The 21,373-nt window shown below is 76.4% G+C and carries 21 protein-coding genes; 11 read left to right on the forward strand and 10 right to left on the reverse strand.

What is annotated here, in order from left to right; genetic code table 11:
* Nucleotides 1-4 precede the first annotated feature (4 nt).
* The 6 genes from HOP40_RS00135 to HOP40_RS00160 all read left to right on the forward strand — a co-directional run bounded on the left by HOP40_RS00135 (nucleotide 5) and on the right by HOP40_RS00160 (nucleotide 3,462).
* Nucleotides 5-301 carry a YbaB/EbfC family nucleoid-associated protein gene (locus HOP40_RS00135; protein ID WP_172153820.1) on the forward strand — a complete coding sequence of 99 codons (297 nt, stop codon included), beginning with the start codon at nucleotides 5-7 and terminating at the stop codon, nucleotides 299-301.
* On the forward strand, nucleotides 301-594 hold the full coding sequence (locus tag HOP40_RS00140) for a type VII secretion target (protein ID WP_172153821.1): 294 nt from the start codon (nucleotides 301-303) through the stop codon (nucleotides 592-594). Before HOP40_RS00135 ends, HOP40_RS00140 begins: the two co-directional genes overlap by 1 nt.
* Nucleotides 591-1,499: a WXG100-like domain-containing protein gene (locus tag HOP40_RS00145; RefSeq protein WP_172153822.1), complete on the forward strand. Its 909-nt coding sequence runs from the start codon at nucleotides 591-593 to the stop codon at nucleotides 1,497-1,499. Before HOP40_RS00140 ends, HOP40_RS00145 begins: the two co-directional genes overlap by 4 nt.
* A gap of 25 nt (nucleotides 1,500-1,524) precedes the next feature.
* Nucleotides 1,525-1,968 (forward strand): SRPBCC family protein, encoded by a 444-nt coding sequence (locus HOP40_RS00150; RefSeq protein WP_172153823.1) that lies wholly within the window; start codon nucleotides 1,525-1,527, stop codon nucleotides 1,966-1,968.
* Nucleotides 1,961-2,914, forward strand: a complete 954-nt coding sequence (locus HOP40_RS00155; protein WP_240157434.1) for a carbohydrate kinase family protein — start codon at nucleotides 1,961-1,963, stop codon at nucleotides 2,912-2,914. Before HOP40_RS00150 ends, HOP40_RS00155 begins: the two co-directional genes overlap by 8 nt.
* A gap of 170 nt (nucleotides 2,915-3,084) precedes the next feature.
* Nucleotides 3,085-3,462, forward strand: a complete 378-nt coding sequence (locus HOP40_RS00160; RefSeq protein WP_172153824.1) for a cupin domain-containing protein — start codon at nucleotides 3,085-3,087, stop codon at nucleotides 3,460-3,462.
* A gap of 121 nt (nucleotides 3,463-3,583) precedes the next feature.
* Here HOP40_RS00160 and HOP40_RS00165 read toward each other — a convergent pair whose 3' ends face one another.
* The 7 genes from HOP40_RS00165 to HOP40_RS00195 form a co-directional block, all read right to left on the reverse strand.
* The gene (locus HOP40_RS00165) at nucleotides 3,584-4,606 is read right to left on the reverse strand and encodes a PHP domain-containing protein (protein ID WP_172153825.1); all 1,023 of its coding nucleotides are present in this window, start codon (nucleotides 4,604-4,606) and stop codon (nucleotides 3,584-3,586) included.
* Nucleotides 4,607-4,691: 85 nt separating this feature from the next.
* Nucleotides 4,692-6,161, reverse strand: coding sequence for a CYTH and CHAD domain-containing protein (locus HOP40_RS00170; protein WP_172153826.1), 1,470 nt, complete (start codon nucleotides 6,159-6,161; stop codon nucleotides 4,692-4,694).
* 18 nt (nucleotides 6,162-6,179) lie between these two features.
* The gene (locus tag HOP40_RS00175; RefSeq protein WP_172153827.1) at nucleotides 6,180-7,589 is read right to left on the reverse strand and encodes an AMP-binding protein; all 1,410 of its coding nucleotides are present in this window, start codon (nucleotides 7,587-7,589) and stop codon (nucleotides 6,180-6,182) included.
* Nucleotides 7,586-8,962 (reverse strand): FAD-binding oxidoreductase, encoded by a 1,377-nt coding sequence (locus tag HOP40_RS00180; protein WP_172153828.1) that lies wholly within the window; start codon nucleotides 8,960-8,962, stop codon nucleotides 7,586-7,588. Before HOP40_RS00180 ends, HOP40_RS00175 begins: the two co-directional genes overlap by 4 nt.
* A gap of 10 nt (nucleotides 8,963-8,972) precedes the next feature.
* The gene (locus HOP40_RS00185; RefSeq protein ID WP_172153829.1) at nucleotides 8,973-9,899 is read right to left on the reverse strand and encodes an NAD(P)/FAD-dependent oxidoreductase; all 927 of its coding nucleotides are present in this window, start codon (nucleotides 9,897-9,899) and stop codon (nucleotides 8,973-8,975) included.
* Nucleotides 9,900-10,365: 466 nt separating this feature from the next.
* Nucleotides 10,366-11,295 (reverse strand): o-succinylbenzoate synthase, encoded by a 930-nt coding sequence (locus HOP40_RS00190; protein ID WP_172153830.1) that lies wholly within the window; start codon nucleotides 11,293-11,295, stop codon nucleotides 10,366-10,368.
* A 4-nt stretch (nucleotides 11,296-11,299) separates the two neighbouring features.
* Nucleotides 11,300-12,757 (reverse strand): flavin-containing monooxygenase, encoded by a 1,458-nt coding sequence (locus tag HOP40_RS00195; RefSeq protein ID WP_172153831.1) that lies wholly within the window; start codon nucleotides 12,755-12,757, stop codon nucleotides 11,300-11,302.
* Nucleotides 12,758-12,826: 69 nt separating this feature from the next.
* On the opposite strand from HOP40_RS00195, the gene HOP40_RS00200 reads away from it, so the two are divergent.
* Nucleotides 12,827-13,423, forward strand: a complete 597-nt coding sequence (locus HOP40_RS00200; RefSeq protein WP_172153832.1) for a TetR/AcrR family transcriptional regulator — start codon at nucleotides 12,827-12,829, stop codon at nucleotides 13,421-13,423.
* Nucleotides 13,420-14,157, forward strand: coding sequence for a siderophore-interacting protein (locus tag HOP40_RS00205; protein ID WP_172153833.1), 738 nt, complete (start codon nucleotides 13,420-13,422; stop codon nucleotides 14,155-14,157). The genes HOP40_RS00200 and HOP40_RS00205 overlap by 4 nt, the downstream gene beginning before the upstream one ends.
* Before the next feature lie 48 nt (nucleotides 14,158-14,205).
* Here the strand turns inward: HOP40_RS00205 and HOP40_RS00210 are convergent, their stop codons facing one another.
* Both HOP40_RS00210 and HOP40_RS00215 read right to left on the reverse strand, forming a co-directional pair.
* On the reverse strand, nucleotides 14,206-15,348 hold the full coding sequence (locus HOP40_RS00210; protein ID WP_172153834.1) for an acyl-CoA dehydrogenase family protein: 1,143 nt from the start codon (nucleotides 15,346-15,348) through the stop codon (nucleotides 14,206-14,208).
* Entirely contained in the window at nucleotides 15,345-16,817 is a 1,473-nt protein-coding gene (locus tag HOP40_RS00215) for an acetyl-CoA acetyltransferase (RefSeq protein ID WP_240157436.1), read from the reverse strand. Before HOP40_RS00215 ends, HOP40_RS00210 begins: the two co-directional genes overlap by 4 nt.
* 38 nt (nucleotides 16,818-16,855) lie before the next feature.
* On the opposite strand from HOP40_RS00215, the gene HOP40_RS00220 reads away from it, so the two are divergent.
* Entirely contained in the window at nucleotides 16,856-17,425 is a 570-nt protein-coding gene (locus tag HOP40_RS00220; protein WP_205347034.1) for a TetR-like C-terminal domain-containing protein, read from the forward strand.
* 238 nt (nucleotides 17,426-17,663) lie between these two features.
* Here HOP40_RS00220 and HOP40_RS00225 read toward each other — a convergent pair whose 3' ends face one another.
* The gene (locus HOP40_RS00225; protein ID WP_172153836.1) at nucleotides 17,664-18,326 is read right to left on the reverse strand and encodes a DUF2461 family protein; all 663 of its coding nucleotides are present in this window, start codon (nucleotides 18,324-18,326) and stop codon (nucleotides 17,664-17,666) included.
* A 511-nt stretch (nucleotides 18,327-18,837) separates the two neighbouring features.
* Here HOP40_RS00225 and HOP40_RS00230 point away from each other — a divergent pair.
* Entirely contained in the window at nucleotides 18,838-20,409 is a 1,572-nt protein-coding gene (locus HOP40_RS00230; RefSeq protein ID WP_172153837.1) for an AMP-binding protein, read from the forward strand.
* Nucleotides 20,410-20,457: 48 nt separating this feature from the next.
* Nucleotides 20,458-21,348, forward strand: a complete 891-nt coding sequence (locus HOP40_RS00235; RefSeq protein WP_172153838.1) for a sucrase ferredoxin — start codon at nucleotides 20,458-20,460, stop codon at nucleotides 21,346-21,348.
* The last annotated feature ends 25 nt before the right edge of the window (nucleotides 21,349-21,373 follow it).

Raw genomic sequence — 21,373 nt, forward strand, 5'->3', positions numbered from 1 at the left:
GCCCATGGACGGACGACAGTGGCTCGACGGCTACCAGCACCGCCTCGCGGACCTCACGTCCCGGGCCGACCGCGCGCGGGCCGCGATCGCCGGCGTCGAGGGCACGGCGGCCAGCGCGGACGGCGCGGTCACGGTCACCGTGGTGCCCGGCGGGGCGCTGCGCCGGCTCGTGCTCGCCGAACGCAGCGAGGGGCTCTCGCGCGTGCAGCTCGCGGCGCTGGTGGTCGAGACCGCCGCCCGGGCCAGGGCCGAGGCCGACCGGCTGGTGGCCGAGGCGGTCGCGCCGCTGCTGGAGGCGTGATGGACGGCTTCGCCTTCGCCGGCGTCGACGACCACATCGCCTGGGTCGACGAGCACGTCGCCGCCGCTCTGCACCGCGCCGCGCAGGCCGGGCGACCGCTGGACCGCGGCGCCTACGGGATCATCGGCACGGTCTTCGCCGACGCCGCGACGCGGGCGGCCGCCGATGCCTCCCGGGCCGTCGGCGAGCTCGCCGCGGCGGGCGCGAGCTTCGCCGACGGCCTGCGGGCCACCCAGGACGGCTACCGGCGCACCGAGGCGCAGAACCGCGGGCTGCTCGGCCGGCCGTCGTGACGAACCCCCTGATCGTCGAGCCCGAGAACGAGAACCAGGCGGCGTGGGACAGCGCCGAGGGCGCAGGCCTGTACTCGAGCACCGCCGACGTGGGCTCGGCGTGGGCCGCCGCCGACGGGGCGCAGATCATCGCCACCACCGTCGGGCTCGGTCTCGACGCACTCGGCACCCTGGCCGATCCGTTCGACGCCCTCGCGACGGCCGGGCTGGGCTGGCTGTTCGAGCACGTGGACTTCCTGCACGAGGTGCTGGACGCGCTGGCCGGTGACCCCACGCAGATCGCCGCGCAGGCCAGGACGTGGCACAACGTCGGGGAGGAGCTGCACCGCGTCGCCGTGGCCTACCGCGACGGCGCCGGCGCGGTCCCGGGATGGGACGGCGCGACGCGCGAGGCGTACGGGGGCGCGGTCGCGGACTTCACCGACCGGCTGCACCGGGCCGGCGACGACGCCGAAGCGCTGGCCGCGCTGATCCTGCAGACCGGCGCGATGGTCGGCACCACCCGCGCCCTGATCCGCGACCGGATCGCCGCCTTCGTCTGGTGGCTCGCGAAGCAGATCGTCGTCGCGGGCGTCTCCGCGTTCTTCACGTTCGGCGGCAGCGTCGCGTTCCTCGCCGGATGGGCCTACGGCGAGGCCGTCGCGCTCGGCGCGAGCCTCGCCCACGACGTCTCCGAACTCCTCGGGGCCGTCGAGAACGCGGCGGGCACGGCCGGGCAGATCGCCGGTGCACTGCGCGTCACCGCCGCGCAGGCGCGGGTCGTGCTGCGGCCCGCGCACCGCAGTGTGCGGGAGACCGCCGACGACCTCGACGACATCCCGGCTGCCGAGGTCATCGAGCTGAGCAAGCAGCACACAGGCGTGCGGGCGAGCCAGGCGGGCTGGGAGGCCCCCGCCCCGTCCTGAGCCGGTCACCGGGCAGGATGGCGGCATGGCACAGGTGACGGCGACGGCCGAACGCGTGATCGACGCCCCCGCGACCGACATCAGCGCGGCGCTCGCGGACTACGAGAAGGTCCGGCCGCAGATCCTGACCGACCGGTTCACGGAGTACCGGGTCGAGTCGGGCGGACAGGGCGCGGGCAGCCGGGTGCACTGGAAGCTCGCGGCCACCGAGAAGCGGGTGCGCGACCAGCTCGTCGACGTCGAGGCCCCCGACCACACCACGCTCGTCGAGCGCGACGCCAACTCCAGCATGGTGACGACGTGGCGCGTGCGGTCGGAGGGCACGAACCGCAGCACCGTCACCGTCACCTCGACGTGGAACGGTGCGGGCGGCATCGGCGGCTTCTTCGAGCGGCTGTTCGCGCCGAAGGGCCTCGCCCGCATCTACGACGGCGTGCTGGCCAACCTCGACGGCGCCGTGCGTGGCTGACGGCATCGTCGCCGTCGCGGGCGAGGCGCTCGTCGACCTGGTGCCCGCCCCCGTCGGCGGGTACCTGGAGATCGCGCCCGGCGGCAGCCCGGCGAACGTCGCGGTCGGGCTCGCCCGGCTCGGCGTCCCCGCGCGGATGCTGGCCCGCCTGGCCGGCGACCCGCTCGGTGCCCGGATGCGCGCGCACCTCGCCGACAACGGCGTGCAGCTCGACCACGCGGTGCCGGCCGTCGAGCAGACGTCGATGGCGCTGGTCACCGTCGACGACGAGGGCGTGCCGAGCTACGACTTCCGCATCGCCGGCACGGCCGACTGGCAGTGGACCGAGGACGAGCTCGCGGACGCGCTCGACGGTCCCGTCGTCGCGGTGCACTCCGGGTCGCTCGCGCTGACGACCGCTCCCGGCGACGGGCCGCTGCGCGCACTGCTCGCCCGGGCCGCGGCCACCGCGACCGTCAGCTACGACCCGAACTGCCGCCCGCTGCTGATGGGCGACCCGGCCGACGTCCTGCGCGGGGTGCACGCGCTGCTGGGCGTGGCCGACGTCGTCAAGGTCAGCTCGGAGGACCTCGAGTGGCTGGGGCTCTCGCCGGAGGCCGCGCTGGAGGACTGGCTCGCGCGCGGGCCGGCGCTCGTCGCGGTCACCCTGGGCGGCGACGGCGTGCTCGCCGGCACCGCGTCCGGCCTGCGCACGCGGCGGCCGGGGGTGGCGGTCACGGTGGTCGACACCGTCGGCGCGGGCGACACGTTCTCCGCCGCGCTGCTCGCCGGGCTCCACGAGCGCGACCTGCTGGGGGCCGACCGGCGCGACGCTCTGCGCGCGCTCGACGCCGCACAGCTCGACGCCCTGCTCGACCTCGCCGCGCGGGCCGCGGCCATCACCTGCTCGCGGCGCGGGGCCGACCCGCCCACCGCCGACGAGCTGCGGGTCGCGACGGCGACCTGACCCAGGGTGGGACGGCGACGCCCCAGATCCATTCGCCGCCGCCCCACCCTCGGGTCTGCTTGCGACCCCGCAGGAATCATCGACCGCGCAGGGTGCCCGGCGCCAGTCCAGGCACCGGTTCGGGCGGCCCTCCATCGGGTCGGCGCGTCGCGTTGCGTCAGGATGCGGGGGTGTCGATCCCTCCCGAAGCCGCAGCTCACGACCTCGCACCCCACCCGGAGGGCGGCTGGTACCGGCGCACGTGGACCTCGCCGGTCGTCGTCGACACGCCGCGCGGCGCGCGGCCGTCGGCCACCGCGATCCTCTACCTCCTCGACGGCGTCTCGGCCCGGCACCGGGTGGCGTCGGCCGAGGTGTGGCTGTGGCACTCCGGCTCGCCGGTGGAACTGACGGTGGACGACGTGCCCGTGGTCCTCGACGCCGCACGTCCGCAGCAGGTGGTGGGGGCCGGGGTGTGGCAGTCGGCGCGGCTGCTCGGGCCGGAGCCGGCCCTGGTGAGCTGCGTGGTGAGCCCCGGCTTCGACTTCGCCGACTTCGAGATGGCCTGAGCACGGCTCCCCCGCGAGTCGGGCTGTGACTGCGCGCGAGTCGGGGCGTGACTGCGCGCGAGTCGGACCTCCCGCACCCCGACTCGGTCACCACGACACCCCGACTCGCGGGGGGTTGGGGTCAGGCGCGGGTGCGGTCCAGCAGCTTCTCCACCGGCCAGGTGTTGAGGATTCGCTCCGTCGGCACGGCGCAGGCGACCGCGCGCTCGCACCCGTTGCCCAGCCAGTCGAGCTGGCCGGGGGCGTGGGCGTCGGTGTCGATCGTGAAGTCGCAGCCGGCCTCGACGGCCAGGCGCAGCAGGCGCTTGGGCGGGTCCAGGCGCTCGGGGCGCGAGTTGACCTCCACCGCGACGCCGTACTCGGCGCAGGCGGCGAACACGCGGTCGGCGTCGAACTCCGACTCCGGGCGCGACCGCTTCCCCGTCACCATCCGGCCCGTGCAGTGGCCGAGGACGTCGACGTGCGGGTTCGCGACGGCCGTCAGCATCCGCTCGGTCATTTCCGCCCGCGGCATGCGCAGCTTGGAGTGGACGCTGGCGACGACGAGGTCGAGCTGGTCGAGCAGGTCGGGGTCCTGGTCGAGGGCGCCGTCGTCGAGGATGTCCACCTCGATGCCGGTGAGGACGCGGAAGTCGGTGAGCTCGGTGTTGAGCTCGGCGATCTGCTCCAGCTGCGCGCGCAGGCGCTCGGGCGAGAGGCCGTTGGCGACGGTGAGGCGCGGCGAGTGGTCGGTGACGACGAGGTAGGAGTGCCCGAGCTCGCGCGCGGTCTGCACCATCTCGCGCAGCGGCGAGCCGCCGTCGGACGCGTCGGTGTGGCTGTGGCAGTCACCGCGCAGCGCCTGCTTGAGGGCGAGCGCCGCCTCGTCGAGCGGCGTGCCCTCGGTGGCCTCCAGGCGTCGCAGGTAGACGGGCACCTCGCCGTTGAGCGACTCCACGACGCACCGCGCCGTCACCTCGCCGACGCCCTTGAGCCGCACGAGCTCACCGGACAGCGCGAGCTGCACCAGCTCGTCGCGGTCGCGGCGGGCCAGCACGGACGCGGCCGTGCGGAAGGCCCGCACGCGGTACGTGGACTCGTGGGCCCGCTCGAGCAGGAACGCCGCCCGTCGCAGGTCGGCCACGGGGTCGCGCTCGTCGCTCACGGCCGCGATTGTTGCAGGAAGGCCACCTTGAGGACGATCCGTTGCAGCAAGGTGGCCTTCCTGACCCGGGGGAACGGGACCGACCTCAGCCCCGCGCTGCCCTCCACAGCGCCGGCAGCTCCTGCTCGATTCGCACCGCCCGCTCCACGTCCCGGCCCAGCAGCACCCCGAAGCTGAAGCCGTTCTCCCCGCTCGCGTGCGCCGCCGCCCCCAGCTCGCGCAGTGCGTCCCGCGCCACGACGGCGTCCTGGTGCTCGCCGAGCGCAGTCTGCAGCCGCTTGAGCCGCTTGTCCTTCGTCCCCGCGACCTCCGTCGCGTACCGCAGCCGCTTGCCCGCCTTGCGCGCCGCGTGCACGGCCGTCTCCTGCTCCGGACCGGGCTCGACGGCCACCTCGACCGCCTTGCGCAGCCGCCGCCGCGCCCTCTTCACGCCGTCATCCAGTCCCGACAGCGAGCGCGCCGCCTTCGTCAGCGGCGGCTCGTCGAGCAGCGCGTCGAGCGCGCCGCGCAGTGCGGCGTACCGGGGCCCGTCGAGCTCGGTGAGCACGGCCGCCCTGGCCTCGGCCTCGACGCGGGCGAAGTGCCGCGTCGTGAACGCCTCGGCGCGCCCCAGCCGCAGCTCGGGCGGCAGGTCGGCGAGCCCCGCGAGGATCCGCTCGCGCAGCACCTCGGCGTCGCGGGCGGGGGCCAGAGCCCGGCCCAGCTCGCGCAGCGCCTCGACGACGGGCTCGGTGCGCGCGACGTCGAGCAGCGGCCGGAACGCCTGCAGCGCGCTCCGCATCCGCCGCGACGCCACTCGCAGCTGGTGCACGGCGTCGGGCTCGTCGCGGCGCACCCGCAGGTCCTCGGCGGCGAGCCGCTCGGCCTGCGTCGCCAGGTACTCCATCAGGGCGGCCCCGGACGACCCCTTCTTCCCGGCCCGTCGACGCCGAGCGCCGGCAGGCCGCAGCAGGCGGTCGAGCTCGGTCTCGACGCCGGGCTCGGCCGGCTCCAGCCCGTCGTCGGCGAAGCGGACGGCCAGCTCGGCGAGCAGCTCCTCGGACGCGCCCTCGTGCGGGTGCACCGCGGCCTCGGTCCACGAGACGAGCTCGGTCGAGCGGCCCAGCGTGGCGACGGTGACGTGGTCGTGCACGACGTCGGCGACGACCGCGTCGCCGTCCCCGAGCAGCCGCGTCACGCCGCGCGTCGTCCGGGCCCGGCCGACGGGGCGCACGATGCGGTCGCGCGCGGCGCCGCGGGTCAGCTCCTCGATCTCGACGGGCACGGGGGCGGGGTCGGGCGCGTCGGCGGCCAGCGGCACGCGGAGGTGCTCGTCGTGGTCGCCGTCGGGCAGCGCGAGCCGCCACTGCGGCGGGCCGTCGCCGCGGTAGAGCGCCAGCGTGATCCCGGCGGCGGCGAGGCGGCGGTCGTCGGTGTCGTACCGCTCGACCTCGCGGACCTCCGTCGGCCCCGGCTCGTCGCGGTGCACCCCCGGCAGCCCCGCCAGCCTCGGCGCGCCGGCCTCCGCGGCGCCGCGGAAGTACTGGACGGTGGTCGTTGCGGTGGTGTCGGGCATCCCGGTGGGTGCCCGGAATCAGCTCTCGCGCAAACGCGCCTTGAGTACCTTGCCCATGTCGTTGCGGGGCAGCGCGTCGACGAAGCGCACCTCGCGCGGGCGCTTGTGCGGGGCGAGCTGCGCGGCGACGTGGTCGATCAGCTCGCGCGCCTCCGGCGCCTCCCCCGCCGCGACGACGACGGCCACCACCCGCTCCCCCAGGTCGTCGTCGGGCACGCCGAACACCGCCGTCTCGGCGACGCCCGGGTGCTCCAGCAGCGCGTTCTCGATCTCACCCGCGCCGATCTTGTAGCCGCCGGACTTGATCAGGTCGGTGGCCTGGCGGCCGACGAGCGCGAGCGCCCCCGACTCCGTCCAGCGGCCGATGTCGCCGGTGGCGAACCACCCGTCGGCGTCGAGCCCGCCGTCGCGGCCCAGGTAGCCGTCGAACAGGCCCGGCCCGCGCGCGTGCACGGTACCGAGGTCGGGGTCGCCCTCGACCGGGTCCAGGCGCACCTCGGTGCCGGACACCGGACGCCCGACGCTGCCGGGCTCGGGCTCCTCGTCGGCGCGGGCGGCGGTGAGGATGAGGGACTCGGTGAGGCCGTAGCGCTCCCGGACCGCGAGGCCGGTGGCGGCGCGCAGGCGGGCGTGGTCGACGGTCGTGAGCGCGGCCGAGCCCGAGACCAGCAGGCGCGCGCGGCCGATCCGCTTCGCCGCCTCCGGGTCGGACTCCAGCTGGTCGGCGAGTCGGTGGTACTGCGTCGGCACGCCGAACACCATCGTCGCTCCCCCGTCGACGGCGGCGGCGAGCCCGGCCGCGTCGAGCGCGGGGAGGTGGTGCAGCGCCCCGCCGCGGCGCAGCGGCCCGAGCACGCCGAGCACGAGACCGTGGACGTGGAACAGCGGCAGCGCGTGGGCGAGAACGTCGTCGCCGGTCCAGGCCCAGGCGTCGGCCAGGGCGTCGAGGTTGGCCGCGACGGCGCCGCGGGACAGCACCGCGCCCTTGGGCGGCCCGGTCGTCCCCGAGGTGTAGATGACGAGCGCGGGCGCGGCCGGGCCGGGGTCGCGCGGGGGCGCGCCGCCGCCGGTGCTGCCGAGCTCGACGTCGATCCGCGGGAGCTCGCCGAGCGCGTCCGGCAGGACCGCTCCGGGCGCGGCCAGCACCGCACCGGGTGCGGAGTCGGACAGGACGTGCGCGAGCTCGCGCTGCCCCAGCTTCGGGTTGAGCGGCACCGCCGGGACCCCGGCGAGGACGGCCGAGGCGACCGCGACGGCCGTGTGGATCCCCGGCACCGCGTGCACCGCGACCCGGCCCGCGCCGCTGCCGCGGATCCGCTCGGCGAGCGCCGCGGCGACGGCGGCCAGCTCGGAGTGGGTCAGCGCGTCGTCGCCCGCGCGCAGGGCGGGCCGGTCGGACGGGTCGAGCAGCGTCGGCAGCAGCGTCACGCGATCACCTTGCCCGGGTTGAGGATCCCGGCCGGATCCAGGGCCGCCTTGACGGCGCGGTGCATCGCGACGACGGCCGGTCCGAGCTCGCGCAGGGCGCCGTCGCGCTTGAGCAGGCCGACGCCGTGCTCGCCGGTGACGGTGCCGCCGAGGGTGAGCGCGGCGTCGACGATGTCGTCGAAGGCGGCCTGCGCGCGCCGCCGCGCCGCGTCGTCGCCGTGCGGGGTGAGCAGCAGCGGGTGCAGGTTGCCGTCGCCGGCGTGGGCAACGGTGGCGATCTGCGTGTCGTGCGCCGCGCCGATCTCCTCGATCCGCGCGAGCATCTCCGCGATGCGCCCGCGCGGCAGGCAGACGTCCTCGGTGAGCATGGCCATCCCGCGCTGCTCGAGCGCCGGGTAGGCGAGGCGTCGTGCGTCGAACAGGGCCTCGGCCTCGACCGGGTCGGTCGAGAGCATCGCGTCGCTCGCGCCCGCGGCGAGGAACTCGGCGTGCATCGCCTCGGCCTCGTACTCCGCGGCGGGCTCGGGCAGGTCGGTCTGGGCGAGCAGCAGCGCGGCGGCCCCCTCCGGCAGCCCGGCGCGCTTCCAGTCGTTCACCGCCTGCAGGCACACCCGGTCGACCAGCTCGAAGATCGCCGGCTGCAGCCCCGCCGCCGTGACGCGGGAGACGGCGTCGCCCGCGGCGGCGAGCGTGTCGAAGAAGCCGACGACGGTGCGCGGCGCGGTCGTGCGCGCCGGGCGCAGCTTGACCGTCACCTCGGTGACGACGCCGAGCGTGCCCTCCGAGCCGACCATCAGCCCGGCCAGGTCGTAGCCGACGACGCCCTTCGCCGTGCGCCGCCCCAGCCGCACGACCTCGCCGCTCGCGAGCACGACCTCCAGCGCGAGCACGTAGTCGCGCGTCACGCCGTACTTGACGCAGCACAGCCCGCCCGCGTTCGTCGCGACGTTGCCGCCGATCGTCGACCAGGGGGCGCTCGCCGGGTCCGGCGGGTACCAGAGGCCCTCCTTCGCCGCGGCGGCGCGCAGGTCGTCGTTGACGACGCCGGGCTGCACGACGGCGAGGCGCTCGGCGGGGTCGATCTCGACGATGTCGCGCATCCGCTCCGTCGACAGGACCACGCAGCCGTCGACGGCGTTCGCCCCACCCGACAACCCGGTGCCCGCCCCGCGCGCGACGACGGGCACCCCGTGCGCGGCGCACGCCCGCACCACCGCCGCCACCTCCGCGGTCGTGCCCGGGCGGACCACCGCGACCGCGGCGCCGTGCGGCGCCCACTCGGCCTCGTCGTGCAGGTAGGGCGCGACGGTGTCGGGGTCGGTGAGCAGGTGCTGCGCCGGCAGAGCTGCGCGCAGGTCGTCGAGCACCGTCATGGGCCCGACGCTAGCTCCCGCCGCTGCGCGCGGCCAGCGCGCGTCCCAGGTCGGTGCCCGAGCGCCACGCCGTCTCGACGCGCGCCTTCCCCCAGCCGTCGCCGGCGAAGGCGATGCCGTCGTCGCGCAGGAGGTGGGTCTCCTCGCGGTCCTGCCCGGGGCTCGCGAACCGCCAGCGGTGGGCGTGGGTCCACTCCGGTTCGGCCGTGACGCCGAGCAGGCGCGCCAGCGCGTCGAGGACCAGCGGGACGGCGCCGTCGGGGTCGGCGTCGTGCTCGCGGGCGACGTCGGCGGTCGTGTGGGCGACGAGGACGGGCGCGCCGTCGCCGCGGCGGTCGCCGTCGTCGGCGACGAGCGTGAGCACCGGGTGGTCGTTGACGAACGCCGCGGGCAGCGGCTCCCAGCGCCGCCGCGACCAGCCCGCCGCCACGGAGATCACCGGCGACCACTCCGGCGCGTCCGACGGCGCGCCCAGCAGGCGCGCCGCCTGGGGGTCGGGCATGGCGAGCACGACCGCGTCGCACGGGTCGCCGTCGACGACCGGCCCCGGCCCGACGCGGGCGACCTCGTGCTCCAGGCGCACGTCCAGGCCCGTGGCCAGGTCGGCGACGAGGCTGCGCAGCCCGCCCGGGGCGGCGTAGCGGACGGGGCCCGGGGCGCTCCCCCGCTGCCCGTCGCCGAGCACGGCGAGCTCGGAGGTCCACTCGCGCACGAGCCCGGCGTGCTGCCAGGCGGTGACGACGTCGGTGAACTCGGGGTCGCGGGCGGTGAAGTAGGCGGCGCCGAGGTCGACCGGGCGGCCTGCCAGGCGCTTGCTGGCCAGCCGCCCGCCGACCACGCGGGAGCGCTCCAGCACCCGGACCGGCACCCCGGACGCCGTGAGCACCCGTGCGCACGCGATCCCGGCGATCCCGGCCCCCACGACGATCACCGACATGGCGCCACCGTAGGTCAGGGCCCGTGGGTCCGCCGGGCGCCTCCGGCGCACCCCCCGCGAGTCGGGGTCTGATTGCGCGCGAGTCGGGGTCTCGTTGCGCGCGAGTCGCGGGTGTCACGGCGCGCGAGTCGGGAACCATCGGCAGGTCGGGCCCCCGGCGCCGCGCACCTTCTGGCGCCTCCGTGCACGTCCGGCGGTGCGCGACCAGCAACGAGATGCGCAGTACGTCCCGTGATCATCGGAACCGCGCCGCCACGACCCTCCGACCGACCCTGACGCCACACTCCCGACGATCACGCCGGCCCGGCCCACAGTCACGGCTGATCCTCCACGCAGGCGCCGCCCGCGCACGACCAGCGCGACTCGCTCGCCACGAGACCCCGACTCGCGGGACTCGCACACCCGAATTGCGCGCAACCAGAGCCCGACTCGCTCGCCACCAGACCCCGACTCGCGGGCTTTCCGGTCAGAGGGCGCGGACGCGCGCCAGCCGCGCCTCCCACCACTCCACCCGCTCCCCCTCCGCCGCCACCCCGGCCCGCAGCTCCGGCTCGGGCGGCCTTCGGGGCACCGGGAGCTCCCCGCCCACCGGCACGAGCGGCGCGGTCACGTCGGCGGTGAACAGCGCCCCCGTGCCCAGGCCGCAGGCGAACTCCAGGTCGGGCAGCGCCCCGGCCAGGGCGATCTCCGCCGCCAGCCCGACGCCGGACTCCAGCGCCGAGCTCACCACGCACGGCAGCCCGCACGCCTGCGCGACCTCCAGCGCCCGCCGCACCCCGCCCAGCGGCGCGCACTTGAGCACCGCCACGTCCGCCGCCCCCGCGACGGCGACGCGCAGCGGGTCCTCGGCGCGGCGGATCGACTCGTCCGCGGCGATCCGCACGTCGACCCGGCGCCGCACCGCGGCCAGCTCCTCCAGCGTCACGCACGGCTGCTCGACGTACTGCAGCCCGCCGGCGGCGCGGTCGAGCGCGCGGATCGCGGTGACGGCCTCGTCGACCTCCCACCGCGCGTTCGCGTCGACCCGCACGTGCCCGCCCGGCCCCAGCGCGTCGCGGACGGCCTCGACGCGCGCGAGGTCGTCGGCCAGCGAACCGGGCGCGTCGGCCACCTTGACCTTCGCCGTGCCGCACCCCGACGCCACGACCAGCGCGTGCGCGACGGCGGGCGGCACCGCGGGCACGATCGCGTTGACGGGCACCGACGCGCGCACCGGCTCCGGCCACCCGTCGAACGCGGCCTCGTGCGCCGCGGCGTACCAGGAGCGCGCCTCGGCGTCGTCGTACTCGGGGAAGGGGCAGAAGTCGCCCCAGCCGGCCGGGCCCTCGAGGAGCAGGCCCTCCCGGAGGGTGATCCCGCGGAAGCGGGTGGTCATGGGGAGGGCGTAGACGAACACCCCGTCAGGAAACCAGCTCGTGGTCGGCGCGGTGCACCTTCCGGAGGCGGCGCCGGTAGTCGAACGTGTAGCCGGGCCAGACGGTCCGGTTGTTGCCGTGGGCGTCGAGGTACCAGGACTTGCAGCCGCCGGAGTTCCACACCGACCCCTGCAGCCGCCGCTGGACCTCGGCGTTGAACGCGTCCTGCCGGTCGCGGCGCGTGTCGATCGCCGTGGCGCCGTGGGCGTCGAGGAGCGCGAGGGCGTCGAGGATGAAGCGGGTCTGCGACTCGATCATGAAGACCATCGAGCTGTGCCCCAGTCCGGTGTTCGGGCCGATCATGAGGAACAGGTTGGGGAAGCCGGCGACGGTCGTGCCGAGGTGCGCCTGCGGGCCGTCGGCCCACTCGTCGGCGAGCTTGACGCCGTCGCGCCCGGTGACCGCGACGTCGCGCAGGCTCTCCCCGACCCGGAACCCGGTGCCGAAGATGATCGTGTCGACCTCGTGCTCGACCCCGTCGGCGGTGACGACGCCGGTCGGCGTGACGCGCGTGATGCCGTCGGTCACGACGTCGACGTTGGGCTGCTTCAGCGCGGAGTAGTAGTCGTTGGACATGAGGATGCGCTTGCAGCCGATGGTGAAGTCGGGTGTCAGCTTGGCCTTGAGGTCGGGACGGTCGGCGAACGTGCGGTCGAGGTGGAGCCGCGCGAACGCCTCGATCACCTTCATGCGGGCCGGCTTGAGGAACCCGCCGACGAGCATCTCGTTGCGCGCGTAGACCAGCGAGCGCTGGATCCGCTGCGCGAGGGGAATCCGTCGGTAGAGAGCGCGGACGAGGGCGGGGATGGGCCGGTCGGGCTTGGGCAGCACCCAGGGAGCGGTGCGCTGGAACAGCGTCAGCGACGCGACCTCGCGCTGGATGTGCGGCACGAACTGGATCGCGCTCGCCCCGGTCCCGATGACGGCGACGCGCCGCCCGCGCAGGTCGTGGTCGTGGTCCCAGCGCGAGGAGTGGAAGACGGTGCCGCGGAACTCCTCGACGCCCTCGATCTCCGGTGTCGACGGCAGGTGCAGCGGCCCGGTGCCCCACACGACGGCCCGCGCGTGCACGACGGAGCCGTCGGCGGTGGTGACGGCCCAGCGCGCGCCGTCCCACTCCATCGCGGTGACCTCGCGGCCGAAGCGGAGCTTCCCGCGCAGGTCGTAGCGGTCGACGACCGACTCGAGGTACGCGCGGATCTCCGGCTGCCGCGCGAACGTGCGCGTCCAGTCGGGATTGGGGGCGAAGGAGAACGAGTAGAGGTGGCTCTGCACGTCGCACGCGCAGCCCGGGTACGTGTTGTCCCGCCAGGTGCCGCCGACGCTGCTCCCCTTCTCCAGGATGACGACGTCGGTGCGCCCCGCCTCGGCCAGCGTGACGGCCGCACCGAGCCCGGCGAAACCGCTGCCGACGATGGCCACGTCCACTGTCTGATCGGTCATCTCGTCCTCCCGGTAGGTGTTACCGGCGGTAAGTTACCACGGGTAACCTACCTGCGGTAGGGTCCGCCGGTGACCACAGCACGGGTCCCCCGACGCCGGGTCGGGCGGGCGGAGCGCGAGCAGCAGATCCTCGACGCCGCCGTGGCCGTGTTCAGCGAGCGGGGCTACCAGAACGCGTCGATGGACGCGGTCGCCGAGCGCGTGGGCGTCACCAAGCCCGTCGTCTACACGCACTTCGGCTCCAAGGACGGGCTGCTCCTGGCCTGCATCTCGCGGGCGCGGGCGGAGCTGCTGGAGGTGACGTCGGGCGCGGCGGCCTCGGCGAGCACGCCGGAGGAGATGCTGCGCCGCGGCACGCGCGCGTTCTTCGACCACCTCGACCGCCACGAGCCGGAGTGGTCGCTGCTCTACTGCGAGTCGACCGTCGCCGGGGAGGCGCTGGAGGGCATCCGCGCGCAGCAGACCGACTTCATCGCCGCCCTGCTCGCCGCGCAGGCGCCGGACGCCGACCCGCAGCGGCTCGCCGGGTGGGCGCAGGTGATCGTCGGGGCGTGCGAGCGGCTGGCCGTGTGGCGCGGCAGCGCCCGGACCGTGACCCCCGAGCAGGCCACCGAGTACCTCATGGACCTGGTCTGGACCGGCCTTGCGGCAGAATCGGGCGCGTGACGACCACCGCCCCCCGCCTCCTGCAGGTCCGCCGCAGCACGCGCATCACGCCGCGGATGATCCGTGTGACGCTCACCGGCGACGAGCTCGCGGGCTTCGGCGGCGACGGTCCCGACCGGCGGATCAAGATGTTCTTCCCCGTCCCCGGCCAGGAGCGCCCGGCCGTGCCGCGGGCCGCGTCGGGCGGGCCGGTGTGGCCGGCCGGTGAGGCCCGCCCGGCGATCCGGACCTACACCGTGCGGCGCTTCGACGCCGGCGCCAACGAGCTCGACGTCGACTTCGTGCTGCACGAGGGCCACGGCCCGGCCGCCGCGTGGGCGCGCGAGGCGCAGCCGGGCGCGTGGGTGGCGGTGTCGGAGCCGGGCGGGCGGTACGTCCCGGACCCGACGGCCGACTTCCACGTCGTCATCGGCGACGAGACCGCGCTGCCGGCCGTCGCGACCGTCCTGGACGCCCTACCCGGCGGCGTGCCCGCTCTCGTGTTCCTCGAGGTCGCCGACGCGTCGGAGGAGCAGGGGCTCGGCGACGGCGTCACGTGGGTGCACCGCGGCGACCGCGACGCCGGCGTCCCGCTGGCCGAGGCCGTGCGCGCCGCGGAGTTCCCGGCGGGGCGCGGGCAGGCGTGGCTCTCGGGCGAGAGCGCGTGCGTCAAGGACCTGCGCAAGCACCTGCTCGACGAGCGCGGCCTCGACCGCCGCGCCGTCTACGCGACCGGGTACTGGCGGGCGCGCTGACCCCCGTGAGTGGATACGAGTGCTCCAGCACTCGTACCCACTCACGGGTCAGTAGCCCAGCAGCTTCGCGATGATCTCGTTCATGATCTCCGTCGTGCCGCCGCCGATGCTGAGCAGCCGGGCGTCCCGGCTGTGCCGCTCCACCTCGTGCTCGCGCATGTACCCCAGCCCGCCCAGGAGCTGCACGCACTCGTAGACGGCGTGCTCGCACGCGGCGACGGCGGTGTTCTTCGCCATCGCCGTCTCCATCAGCATCGACTCCCCGGCCAGCCAGCGGGTCGTGACGGTCTGCGTGTAGACCCGCGCGACGTCGATCTGCCGGGCCGTCTCCGCCATCCGGTGCCGCACGACCTGCCTCGACGACAGCGGCCGCCCGAACGTCTCGCGCTCCCGGATCCAGGTGCTCGTGAGGTCGACGCAGCGCTGCGCGGTGGCGTAGGCCTGCACGGCCAGCGAGAGCCGCTCGCTCTGGAACTGCTGCGCGATCTGCAGGAACCCGGTGCCCTCCGCGCCGACGAGGTGCCCTGCCGGCACCCGCACCCCGGCGTAGGACAGCTCCGCGGTGTCCGAGCAGAGCCAGCCGGTCTTGTCGAGCTTCTTCGAGACCGTGAACCCCGGCGTCCCCTTCTCCACCACCAGCAGCGAGACGCCCGCGTGCCCGGGACCGCCGCTTCGGACCGCGGTCGTCACGAAGTCGGCGCGGACCCCGGAGGTGATGTAGAGCTTCGCCCCGTCGACGACGTACTCGTCGCCCTCGCGCCGCGCCCGCGTCCGGATGCCGGCGACGTCGGAACCGCCCTCGGGTTCGGTGATCCCCAGCGCGCCGATCGTCTCGCCGGCCAGCGTGGGGCGCACGAACCGGTCGACCAGGTCGGGGTCGCCCGCCGCGACGATGTGCGGCAGCGCGATCCCGTGCGTCAGCAGCGCCGCGACGAGCCCGCCCGAGCCGCCGGACAGGATGATCTGCTCGGCGACGAGGAACCCGTCGATCGCGTCGCCGCCGCCCCCGCCGACCTCCTCGGGGAACGCGACGCCGAGCAGCCCGGCCTCCGCCGCCTTCCGGTGCAGCGCGCGCGGGACCTCGCCGTCGCGCTCCCAGTCGGCGAGGTGCGGCACGATCTCGCGGGTCGTGAAATCGGCGACGAGCGCGCGCAGCGCCTGCCGCTCGTCGGTGCGCCACGGGTCGTTCACAGGTCCTCCACCACGACGAACTCCCCCTTCGTCGTCGCGCGGACCGCGCGCCCGACGTTCTCGCCGTGCTCCAGTGACAGCGCCCGCGCGCTCGCCGCGTCGCCGGGAGCCGTCGCCGCGCTGTACCGCTCCCCCGACGCCGTCCGCGCCACGAGCCAGGCCTGCGCCGGGGCGCCGTCGCGGCCGTGCTCGACCGTCGAGGTCTCGACCGTGACCACCTCCCCGTCGACCCTCCCGGCCACCGGCGGCCCGGGCTGCGCCGTGTCGCGCGGCTCCGGATCGCCCGCGTAGTCCTGCGCCGTCGTGCTGACGACGAGCGCGTGCTGGTGGGTGAGGTAGCCGCCGTTGCCGTGCACGAGCGCGGTGCCGCGGCGGGCGCGCAGGTGCCCGGTGACGGCGACGAGCGCGTGCAGCGTGTAGCTCGACAGCGGCCCGCCGAACGCCGAGTGCCCGCCCGTCACGCCCACCGGAGGGGCGGTGCCCAGGTGCGCGCCGACCAGCTTGGGCACGACGGGGAAGCAGCTGTAGACGTCGACGAGGTCGGGCCGGTCGACGCCCGCGAGCGCGCGGTCGAGCACGTCCGACAGCGCGGCCGAGGCGTCGAAGCGGGGGCGGGCCAGCACGTCGACGGCGTCGTGGGCGCCCGCGCCACCCCGGACGTACACCATCCGGTCCTCCGGCACGCCCGCCTCGCGCGCGGCGGCCGCGGACATCACCAGGACCGCCGCGGCCTGGTCGACGTGCGGCATCGCGTTGACGGCCAGCGGGTACGGCTCGCACACCATCCGGTTGCCCGGACCGACGGTGCCGATCTCGTCGGCAGTGCGCGGCTCGGGGTTCCACGCCGCCGGGTTCGCCGCCGCGACGTGGGAGAACGCCGCGTACAGCTCGGCCGACGCGCGCGCGGCCTGCTCGGGCGTCTCGCCGCGCGCGGCGCGCAGGGCGTTCTCGAACAGCGGGTAGACGCGCGTCGGCAGGATCAGGCCGGTGCGCGCCATCGCCTCGCTGCGCAGCCCGCTCGCCTCGAACGACGGCGGCCCGCCGGGCGTCGCGCTCCAGCCGTGGTCGGCCGGGTCGATCCCCACCTTCCACAGCGCCTGCACCGACGCCTGGGACTCGCCGCCGACGATGAGCGCGACGCGCGACTCCCCCGCCGCGATCCGGGCGGCCGCGAGCTCCAGCAGCTCGGCGGGGCGCTGCCCGCCGACGGTGGTGTCGACGACGTGCCGCGGCGCCGCCCCGACCTCGCGCGCGACGCGGGCCGCGAGCTCGTCGTAGGCCCAGCTGGCGACGTGCACGGAGAGGACGGAGTCGAGGGCGGTGAGGTCGACGCCGCCGTCGGCCGCCGCCGCGCGCACGGCGTCGAGGATCAGGGGCAGGGGCTCCCGCGCGCCCTCGACCGTGCGCTCCCGGTTGCTCCGCAGCTGCCCGACCCCGACCAGCACGGGCCATCGTTCGTCCACACTCACGGGCCGGACGTTAATACAGACAGGTAGTGTCCGTAAACGTGACCCGTGGCCGTCCCCGCGATCCCGACCTCGAGCGGCGCGTGCACGACGCCGTGCTCGAGGTGTACTGGGAGACGGGCTGGGCGGGGTTCACGCTCGACGCCGTGGCCCGGCGCGCGCGGGTCGGGCGGGCCGCGCTCTACAGCCGCTGGTCGGGCAAGGCCGCGCTGCTGGTGGAGGCGCTGGAGGTGCGCAGCCCGCTGCCGGTGCCGGTCGACACGGGCTCGGTGCGGGGCGACCTCGCCGAGCTCGCCCGCCAGCTCCTCGACGGCTACACCGGCGCCGCCGGGCTGGTCACGCTGCGCGCCGCGATGGAGGCCCGCGTGCACCCCGACCTGCTCGCCGGCCTCACCGAGACGCTCAACTCCAGCCGCCTGCTCGCCGCCCGCGAGATCGTGCGGCGGGGGGTGGGGCGGGGCGAGCTGCCCGAGGGCACCCCCACCACCCTGCTGCTGGAGCTGGTGACGGGGGCGGTGCTGAGCCACGTGCTGTTCGCGCCGTCGGGCCCGCGCGACCCGGCCTACGCGGACGTGGTGGTGGACGCGGCGCTGCGGGCGGTGACGCGGTAGCGGCTCGCCCCACCGCCCCCGCTCGCCCGTGCCCCCTCGCTCGCCCACGCCCCCACCCCCGCTCGCCCGCGCCCCCCACTCGCTCACGCCCCGCCCCCGCTCGCCGCCGCTCGCCCGCGCTCGCCCCGCCGCTCCGCTCGCACACACTCTCCGGGGCTCGCACACAGGTCCGGCCCTGTGTGCGAGCCCCGCGACCTGTGTGCGAGCCGCCTCTGTGCCGGCCGGCGGGGCGGCGCGCTCAGCCCGCCGCCTCCGCCGGCTGCGCGACCGCCGCTTCCGCCTGTGTCGGGGCCGCCGCTCGCGGCCGCGGCTCCACCGGCTCCGCCTCCCCCACGTGCTCGTCGAGCCAGGCCAGCACCGGGGCGGCTGCGCGCCAGGTCTCGCGCACGCGCTCCAGCGGCGCGTCGGTCGTCAGCCAGTCGCCGACCGGCCAGGACCGGGCCACCTGCAGCCCGTCGAGGCGCAGCAGGCGCAGGTGCGGGGCGTCGGAGCGGACGCCGCGGGGCAGGCCCGTGAGCGCGGGCGAGGTGAGCGTCCAGCCGTCGAGCAGGCCGGCGAGCTCGTCGCCCACGGCCGCGCGGTACCGCCTGCGCTGCCCCGGGTCGAAGCGCCAGGGCCCGGCCGAGACCGTGAACGTCGTGGCCGACAGCAGCAACGCGCGGCCCACGGTGCCGACGATGCCGGCGTCGGTGCGGTACGGCGGCAGGTCGGGGCGGAAGCGGCGGTTGCGCTGCGCCCGCAGCACGCGGATCGGCCCGAACTCCTCGGTGAGCGCGGCGGCCAGCGCGCGCATCGGGGCGTCGACCGCCTCGGCGTGGCGCCCGCGGTGCGCGGCGAAGAACTCGGGGGTGTTGTCGTCGGCGATGTCGGCCAGGAACGCGGTCGCGTCGGTGGGGAACACGGGTCCTCCTCGGATCGGATGCGCAACAGACGGATCCGGGAGGCCGCCGGTTCCGCCGGAGACGCACGAGTTCCCGACAGCGAAGGAACAGCCGCGCCGCGCCCGCCCCCGCCCGCTCCGCCCCCGATGACAGTGGAGTGGCTTTACTGCCACTGGGCGCCAGTAAAGCCACTCCACTGTCACGCGAGGGGCGCACGCGAGGGAGGGCGCACGCGGCAGCGGCGCGGGCGGCAGCGGCGCGGGCGGCAGCGGCGCGGGCGGCAGCGGCGCGGGCGGCAGCGGCGCGGGCGGCAGCGGCGCGGGCGGCAGCGGCGCGGGCGGCAGCGGCGCGGGCGGCAGCGGCGCGGGCGGCAGCGGGCGCGCGGGCGCGGCGGGCGGGCGCGGCGGGCGGGCGCGGCGGGCGGGCGGGGCGGGCGGGGCGGGCGGCAGCGGGGCGGGCGGGCGGCGGGGGCGCGGAGCGTCGAGGCGCCGGGGGCTGCATCCACCCCTCCCCGCTGACAGGATCTCGACCATGGTCGTGCAGCGGGTGTGGACGGGTGTGCGCGCGGTGGCGGACGAGGCGGTCGGCTCCGCCGTGGCCCTGCGCGAGCTGAACCGGGCCGGGCTGATCGGCCCCGTCCGGCCCGACCGCCTGGCCCGCATGGCGACGGCCGCACTCCGCTACCGGCTCACCGTCACCGCCGGCTACGAGGCCGGCGCCGCCCGCCACCCCGACCGCCCCGCGATCCTCGACGACGACGGCCGCCTCACCTTCGGCGAGCTCCACGAGCGCACCGACCGGATCGCGCAGGCGCTGGCGGCCGACGGCGTCGGCCCCGGCACCCGGGTCGGCGTGCTGTGCCGCAACCACCGCGGCCCGGTGGAGGTCCAGATCGCCACGGGCAAGCTCGGCGCCGACGTCGTGCTGTTCAACACGGGGATGTCGGCCGGTCAGCGGGCGGCGGTCGTCGAGGAGCTCGGGGTGCACACCCTCCTCGCCGACGACGAGTTCACCGACCTCCCCGACGGCTGCCGCGTGGTCCGCGACCTCTCCGGCCTGATCGCCCGCGGCGGCCCCGACCCCCTGCCGTTCCGCCCGCCCGCCGGCCACACGATCGTCCTCACGTCCGGCACCACCGGCCCGCCCAAGGGCGCGCGCCGCCCGCCGCCGCACAACCTCGCGCCGATCGCCGCGGTGCTCGGCTCCATCCCGCTGCGCGCGGGCGAGCCGGTGCACATCGCCGCGCCGCTGCTGCACACCTGGGGGCACGCGGCGCTGCAGATCGCGATGCTGCTCGGCTCGCCGGTGGTGCTGGCGCGCAAGTACGAGCCGGAGCGGTTCCTGCAGATCGCGGGCGGCTGCGACGCCGTGTTCGCCGTGCCGGTGATGCTGCAGCGGCTGCTGGAGCAGGACCTGGAGGGGCGGATGGCGCGGGTCGTCGCCGTCAGCGGGTCGGCGCTTCCCGCGGGCATGGCCACCGCGTTCCTCGACCGCTACGGCGACTGCCTCTACAACCTCTACGGCTCCACCGAGGTCTCCTGGGTGAGCATCGCGGGGCCCGAGGACCTGCGCGCGGCCCCGGGCACGGCGGGCCGTGCACCGCTGGGCACCCGGCTGAAGGTCCTCGACGAGCACGGCGACGAGGTGCCGCCCGGCGTCGAGGGGCGGGTGTTCGTCGGCAACGACATGCCGTTCGAGGGCTACACCCGCCAGGGCGCCGACGTGGAGCGCCACGGCGACCTCATGGGCACCGGCGACGTCGGCCGCGTCGACGAGCACGGGCGCCTGCACCTCACCGGTCGCGGCGACGACATGATCGTCAGCGGCGGGGAGAACGTGCACCCCGGGCCGGTGGAGGACCTGATCGTCGCGCGGGCGGAGGTGCGGGAGGCGGCCGTCACCGGCGTCGACGACGACGAGTACGGGCAGCGCCTCGCCGCCTACGTCGTGCTCGAACCGGGTGCGACGGTCGACGCCGACACCGTCCGCGAGTGGGTCCGGGCCGAGCTGAGCCGCTTCGCCGTCCCCCGGGACGTGGTCTTCCTGGACGAGCTGCCACGCAACGCGACCGGGAAGGTCGTCCACAGGGAGCTGGCCGGGTGACGGGGCTCACCCGAGCGTGTTAGGACAGCCTTACGCTACCCTCCACCGATGACGCCGGCTGCGAACCCGGCGGCCCACGGCCGCTGCGCGGTGCTGGCCCGCGCGGTCGACGAGCCGCTGGCCGGCACGGCCCCCCAGGCCGCCCGCTGGGTGGCGCTCGAGCACCGCGGCGCCTGGCCGCGCGACATCAACGCGCACCCCGACCCGTCGATCGCCGGGTTCGCCGCCCGGGCGTCGGCGGCGGGCTGGCGGCCGCTGCTGATCCGCCGCCCCGGCCGCCGCGAACCGGCGGGCCCCACCCGCGTCGTCCTCGCCGACACCGCACCCGGCACGACCCGCGCCACGCAGCTCACCGTCGCCGGCCCCCGCGAGCTCGGCGCCGTGCCGCTGCCGTCGACGGGCCCGCTGCCCGGCGAGACGCTGCACGACCCGCTGCTGCTGGTCTGCACGCACGGCCGCCGCGACCGCTGCTGCGCCGTCGACGGGCGCACGCTCGCGCTGGCCGTCACCGCCGTCGGCGAGCCGGACGTCTGGGAGTGCAGCCACCTCGGCGGGCACCGCTTCGCCCCGACCGCGCTCGTGCTGCCCACCGGCTACCTCTACGGCCGCCTCGACCCGGCCACCGCGATCTCCGCCCGCAAGGCCGCCGCACTCGGCGAGGTGGAGACCGGGCTGAGCCGGGGGCGGTCGACGTGGTCGGCGGCCGGGCAGGTCGCCGAGCTCGCCGTCCGCGACGCCACCGGCCTGCGCGACGCCGACGCGCTCACGCTCGACCCCCTCGCCCGTCCCGGCACCGTGATCGTGCACGGGCCGTCGGGGCGGCGGTGGGCCGTCGAGGTCTCGGAACGCCCCGGCACGGAGCCCCGCCCGGCCTCGTGCGGCGTGGCGGCGCTGCCGTTCGTCGCGCTGCACGCCACCGCCGTCACCCCCCTGCCCTGAGCAGCCGGTCCTGGGCGAGGCCCCG

Origin of the sequence: Pseudonocardia broussonetiae (assembly GCF_013155125.1) — a bacterium.
GTDB classification, from domain to species: Bacteria; Actinomycetota; Actinomycetes; order Mycobacteriales; family Pseudonocardiaceae; genus Pseudonocardia; species Pseudonocardia broussonetiae.